This is a genomic window from Labrys sp. 22185 (genome assembly GCF_052045555.1).
Classification (GTDB): Bacteria; Pseudomonadota; Alphaproteobacteria; order Rhizobiales; family Labraceae; genus Labrys; species Labrys neptuniae.
The window spans coordinates 555,014-560,757 of the sequence record NZ_JBQEPH010000001.1 but is presented as its reverse complement, the minus strand read 5'-3'; the positions used below and the strand labels follow the sequence as shown (position 1 = coordinate 560,757).

Annotated in this window: 5 protein-coding genes; all 5 read left to right on the top strand. The window is 65.0% G+C overall.

The features are described 5' to 3' along the window. The first annotated feature begins 45 nt into the window (after positions 1-45). The 5 genes from ACTJKX_RS02565 to ACTJKX_RS02545 all read left to right on the top strand — a co-directional run bounded on the left by ACTJKX_RS02565 (position 46) and on the right by ACTJKX_RS02545 (position 5,730). Positions 46-1,542, top strand: a complete 1,497-nt coding sequence (locus ACTJKX_RS02565) for a CoA-acylating methylmalonate-semialdehyde dehydrogenase (RefSeq protein WP_440724252.1) — start codon at positions 46-48, stop codon at positions 1,540-1,542. Positions 1,543-1,711: 169 nt separating this feature from the next. Further along, a complete protein-coding gene (locus ACTJKX_RS02560; protein ID WP_440724251.1) occupies positions 1,712-2,854 on the top strand; it encodes an isobutyryl-CoA dehydrogenase in 1,143 nt (380 codons plus the stop codon). Further along, on the top strand, positions 2,854-3,918 hold the full coding sequence (locus ACTJKX_RS02555) for an enoyl-CoA hydratase/isomerase family protein (protein ID WP_440724250.1): 1,065 nt from the start codon (positions 2,854-2,856) through the stop codon (positions 3,916-3,918). The genes ACTJKX_RS02560 and ACTJKX_RS02555 overlap by 1 nt, the downstream gene beginning before the upstream one ends. Before the next feature lie 141 nt (positions 3,919-4,059). Further along, a complete protein-coding gene (mmsB, locus tag ACTJKX_RS02550; RefSeq protein ID WP_394310057.1) occupies positions 4,060-4,947 on the top strand; it encodes a 3-hydroxyisobutyrate dehydrogenase in 888 nt (295 codons plus the stop codon). Between the two features lie 9 nt (positions 4,948-4,956). Further along, complete coding sequence (locus ACTJKX_RS02545) at positions 4,957-5,730, top strand: enoyl-CoA hydratase (RefSeq protein ID WP_440724249.1); 774 nt, start codon at positions 4,957-4,959, stop codon at positions 5,728-5,730. The last annotated feature ends 14 nt before the right edge of the window (positions 5,731-5,744 follow it).

The following is a 5,744-nucleotide window of genomic DNA, read 5'->3' as shown; positions in this document are numbered from 1 at the left end:
CGCACCCGGAAAGACAATTTTCACAACACGATGAAGGACCAAGCCATGCGACAGATCGGACATTTCATCGCCGGCAAGCGCGTCGAGGGCACCAGCGGCCGTTTTGCCGACGTGTTCAATCCCACCACCGGTGAGGTGCAGGCCAAGGTCGCGCTCGCCAGCGCAGCGGAAATACGGGCGGCTGTCGAGAATGCCCGCGAGGCACAGGCGGTCTGGGCGGGCTGGAACCCGCAGCGGCGCGCCCGCGTGCTGATGCGCTTCCTCGAATTGATGCGGGACGAGCATGACAACCTGGCCGAGCTCCTGGCGAGCGAGCACGGCAAGACCGTACCGGATGCCAAGGGCGACATCCAGCGCGGCCTCGAAGTGGTGGAATTCGCCATCGGCATCCCGCATCTGCTCAAGGGCGAATATACAGAGAGCGCCGGCACCGGCATCGACGTCTATTCCCTGCGCCAGCCGCTCGGTGTCGTCGCCGGCATCACGCCCTTCAACTTCCCGGCGATGATCCCCTTGTGGAAATGCGCGCCGGCGCTGGCCTGCGGCAATGCCTTCATCCTCAAGCCGTCGGAGCGCGATCCCTCCGTGCCGATCCGCATCGCCGAACTGTTCGTCGAGGCCGGCCTGCCGGCGGGTGTGTTCAACGTCGTCAACGGCGACAAGGAAGCGGTCGACGCCATTCTCGACGACGAGGACATCCGTGCCGTGGGCTTCGTCGGCTCGACCCCGATCGCCGAATACATCTATGTCCGCGCCGCCCAGACCGGCAAAAGGGCCCAGTGCTTCGGCGGCGCCAAGAACCACGCCATCGTCATGCCGGATGCCGACATGGACCAGGTGGTCGATGCGCTGATCGGTGCCGGCTACGGTTCGGCAGGCGAGCGCTGCATGGCGATTTCCGTTGCCGTGCCCGTCACCAAGGCCACGGGCGATGCCCTGATGGAAAGGCTGATCCCGCGGGTGGAATCGCTCAAGATCGGTCCCTCCAACGACGGCTCCGCCGATTACGGCCCGCTCGTCACCCGCGAGGCGGTGGAGCGTGTCAAACGCTATGTCGAGATCGGCATCAACGAGGGCGCGAAACTGGCCGTCGACGGCCGCAATTTCCGCCTCCAGGGCTATGAGAACGGCTTCTTCATGGGCGGCTGCCTGTTCGACGAGGTCAAGCCCGAGATGACCATCTACAAGGAGGAGATCTTCGGGCCGGTGCTCTCCGTGGTGCGTGCCGATACCTACGAGGAAGCCCTCGCTTTGCCGACTAAGCATTCCTATGGCAACGGTGTGGCCATCTTCACCCGCGACGGCGATGCTGCCCGTGATTTCGCTGCCAGGGTCAATGTCGGCATGGTCGGCATCAACGTGCCGATCCCGGTGCCGATCGCCTATCACACTTTCGGCGGCTGGAAGCGCTCGGGCTTCGGCGACCTCAACCAGCATGGGCCGGATTCGATCCGCTTCTACACCAAGACCAAGACGGTGACCTCGCGCTGGCCGAGCGGCATCAAGAGCGGCGCGGATTTCTCGATCCCGACGATGCGGTGAGAAACGACCCTCCCCTGGAGGGGGAGGGTCGGACGAAGTCCGGGGTGGGGTGATCAACTCGACCGACGTGGTTCCCACCTCATCCCGGCCTTTCAGTCCGACCCCAGGCCATTCCAAGAGGAATGGCCGATCCCTCCATGGGAGGGTAAAGAACAACAAGGCGACTACCATGGATTTCGAACTCAGCGACGAACAGGTGGCCATCCGGGAGATGGCGGTCGGCTTCGCGGCGGAGGCGATCGCCCCGCACGCCCTCGAATGGGATCAGAACAAGCATTTCCCCATCGACACGCTCAAGGCGGCGGCCGGGCTCGGCATGGCCGCGATCTATGTGCGCGAGGATATCGGCGGCTCCGGCCTCACCCGTCTCGATGCGGCACTGATCTTCGAAGCCCTGTCCTCGGGCTGTCCGGCCGTCGCCTCCTTCCTGTCGATCCACAACATGTGCGCCTGGATCATCGATGCCTACGGCTCACCCGAGCAACGCAGCCAGTGGCTGCCGGCGATGACCGGGATGGAGATGATCGCCAGCTACTGCCTGACCGAGCCCGGCCATGGCTCGGATGCCGGCAATCTCGCGACCCGGGCGGTGCGCGATGGCGACCACTATATCCTCAACGGCCAGAAGCAGTTCATCTCCGGCGCCGGTGTCAGCGATCTCTATATCGTGATGGCCCGCACCGGCGGAGACGGCCCGAAGGGCATCTCCACCTTCATCGTGCCGAAGGAGACGCCCGGGCTTTCCTTTGGTGCCAGCGAGAAGAAGATGGGCTGGCATGCCCAGCCGACCCGTGCGGTGGTGTTCGAGAATGTCCGTGTTGCCGCCGCCAACCGCATTGCCGAAGAGGGTCAGGGCTTTCGCATCGCCATGGCGGCGCTCGATGGTGGCCGCCTCAACATCGCCGCCTGCTCACTCGGCGGCGCCCAGGCGGCTCTCGACAAGGCGATCGCCTATATGGGCGAGCGCAAAGCCTTCGGACGGAAGATCTCGGATTTTCAGGCCCTGCAATTCCGCCTTGCCGACATGGCGACGGAACTGGAAGTGGCGCGCACCTTCCTGTGGCGGGCGGCCAGCGCGCTCGATGCCAAGAGCCCCGAGGCGACGCGCTTTTGTGCCATGGCCAAGCGCTTCGTCACCGATGCCGGTTTCGAGGTTGCCAATCAGGCGCTGCAGCTTCACGGTGGCTATGGCTATCTGAGCGAATATGGCGTCGAGAAGATCGTCAGGGATCTCAGGGTGCACCAGATTCTGGAAGGAACCAACGAAATCATGCGCGTGATCATTGCCCGTGCCCTGCTGGGGAATCGCTGATGGCAACAGAGGAAACGCTCGCCGACGTCGTCGTCGAACGCACGGGCTCGCTCGGCCGCATCCGGCTCAATCGTCCCAAGGCGATGAACAGCCTCACGCGCGACATGGTGCATCTGATCGCACCGGCTCTCGACGCCTTCGAGAAGGATGCTGCCATCGCGGCCGTGCTGTTGACGGGGGAAGGCGAACGCGGCCTGTGTGCCGGTGGCGACATCCGCGCCCTCTACGAAGGCGAGCGCACGCCCGACGGCACGGGCGCGCAATTCTGGCGCGACGAATATCGCGTCAATGCCCGCATCGCCCGCTTTGCGAAGCCCTATCTGGCCGTGATGGACGGCATCACCATGGGCGGCGGCATTGGCCTATCAGCCCATGGCGCCCACCGCATCGTCACCGAACGCAGCCGCATCGCCATGCCGGAAGTCGGCATCGGCTTCGTGCCGGATGTCGGCGGCACCTGGCTGCTCGCCCACGCCCCTGGGGAGATCGGCACCTACCTCGCCCTTACCGGCGAGGCGATCGGACCTGCAGACGCTATTTATGCCGGCCTGGCCGATGTACAGATCCCGCTGGCCGGCATTCCCGCGCTGATTGACGAGCTGACACAGCTCACGCCGGGAACAGGCAATGCGGCAATCCATACCTTGCTAGCAAAACACGCCGTGCAGCCCGAAACCGCTCGCCTTACCGGGCATCGCGCTCTGATCGACCGATGCTTTGCCGGCTCTTCCATCGCAACCATCCTGCAAGCTCTCGAAGCGGATGGCACGCCCTTCGCCCTGAAGACGCGAGACCTCATCACCTCCAAATCGCCGACCAGCCTGAAGCTCACCTTGCGGCTGATCCGGCTCGCTCGCGAGGCCGAGGGCTTGGAAGAGTGCCTGGAGCGGGAATTCGCCGCCGCCGTCGCGGTGGCGCAAGGCCATGATTTCTACGAGGGCGTGCGGGCAGCCATCATCGACAAGGATCGCAATCCGCGCTGGTCGCCGCCGAGCCTCGCCGAGGTCGACGATGGCAATATCGAAGCCTGGATCCAACCGGTGGCGGACCGGGTGTTTGGATAATGGCGACGGCAGGGGCAGATTCCGGTTGCGCGGACGTCTCGTCCGCGCCTTCTCGCCCTAGAACTCAGCGTTTCCAGGAGCGGACGAGACATCCGCGCACCCGGGAACACCTACAATCGCTCTATCGAGAAGGAGTCCCCAATGGCCAGCAGTAAGATAGGGTTCATAGGCCTCGGCCACATGGGTGGGCCGATGGCGGCCAATCTGGTGAAGGCGGGCCATCAGGTGCGCGGCTTCGACCTGTCCCCGGCCTCGCTCGAGACGGCGCGCGGTAATGGCATCATCATCGCGGCCTCCGCCGCGGAAGCAGTCGCGGACGCCGACGCGGTGATCACCATGCTGCCGGCCGGAGCCCATGTGCTGAAGGTGTGGTCTGAGTTGGCCAGCCTCGTGCCGGCCGGTGCCCTGCTGATCGACAGCTCCACCATCGATGTCGACAGCGCCCGCAAGGCCCATGACATAGCCGCCGGACGCAAATTCGCCGCCGTCGATGCACCCGTCTCCGGAGGCGTCGGCGGCGCCAAGGCCGGCACGCTGACCTTCATGGTCGGCGGAGCCGACGAGGCCTTCGCCCGAGCTGAGCCTCTGCTCGCCGTGATGGGCAAGCGCGTGGTGCATTGCGGCACCGCCGGCGCCGGCCAGGCGGCCAAGATCTGCAACAACATGATCCTCGGCATTTCGATGATCGGCGTCTGCGAAGCCTTCGCACTTGGCGAAAAACTCGGCCTGTCGCAGCAGGCGCTCTACGACGTCGCCTCGACCTCGTCGGGCCAGTGTTGGTCCCTCACCACCTATTGCCCCGTCCCCGGGCCGGTGCCCACCTCCCCCGCCAACAACGACTACCAGCCGGGGTTCGCCGCAGCCCTGATGCTCAAGGATCTCAAGCTCGCCCAGGCAGCGGCCAATTCGGTGGGCGCCAATACGCCGCTTGGCGCCGAGGCGGCCCAACTCTATTCCCTGTTCGACGGCCTCGGCCACGGTACCGAGGATTTCTCCGCTATCATCCGGTTGCTGCGCGGCAAGCATTGAGGACCAGACATGACTTATGAGACCATCATCACCGAACAGCGCGGACGCGTATTGCTGATCACGCTCAATCGTCCCGAGGCCCTCAACGCCCTCAACCGCAAGCTGGCCGGCGAACTCCTGGCGGCCACCCAGGCGGCGGACGCCGATCCCGGCATTGGCTGCCTGGTGATCACCGGCTCCGCCAAGGCCTTCGCCGCCGGCGCCGACATCAAGGAGATGCAGGCCCAGAGCTTCGTCGACATGCACAGCAGCGAATGGTTCGCGGAATGGAACCATTTCGCGGCCTCCCGCAAGCCGAAGATCGCTGCCGTAGCCGGCTATGCTTTGGGCGGCGGCTGTGAACTCGCTTTGATGTGCGATTTCATCCTGGCCGCCGACACCGCCAAATTCGGCCAGCCCGAGATCAAGCTCGGCGTCATCCCCGGCATGGGCGGCAGCCAGAGGCTGGTGCGCTCGATCGGCAAGTCCAAGGCGATGGAACTGTGCCTCACCGGCCGCCTGATGGACGCGGTGGAGGCCGAGCGCTGCGGCCTGGCCTCGCGCGTCGTTCCGGCTGCCGATCTCGTCGAGGCCGCGGTGAATACGGCCGATACCATCGCCAACATGTCGCTGACGGCCAGCATGGTGATGAAGGAAGCGATCAACCAGGCCTATGAGTTGCCGCTCGCCAGCGGCCTCACCTTCGAGCGCCGCGTCTTCCAGGCCCTGTTCTCGACCGAAGACCAGAAGGAAGGCATGGCCGCCTTCGTGGAAAAGCGTCCGGCGCAGTTCAACCGGAGGTAATTTCCCCGGGTGCG

Bases quoted from the DNA above. Each gene is read 5' to 3' on its own strand.
- ACTJKX_RS02555 (WP_440724250.1), top strand. From the start codon at position 2,854: ATGGCAACAGAGGAAACGCTCGCCGACGTCGTCGTCGAACGCACGGGC.
- ACTJKX_RS02565 (WP_440724252.1), top strand. From the start codon at position 46: ATGCGACAGATCGGACATTTCATCGCCGGCAAGCGCGTCGAGGGCACC.
- ACTJKX_RS02545 (WP_440724249.1), top strand. From the start codon at position 4,957: ATGACTTATGAGACCATCATCACCGAACAGCGCGGACGCGTATTGCTG.
- ACTJKX_RS02560 (WP_440724251.1), top strand. From the start codon at position 1,712: ATGGATTTCGAACTCAGCGACGAACAGGTGGCCATCCGGGAGATGGCG.
- mmsB (WP_394310057.1), top strand. From the start codon at position 4,060: ATGGCCAGCAGTAAGATAGGGTTCATAGGCCTCGGCCACATGGGTGGG.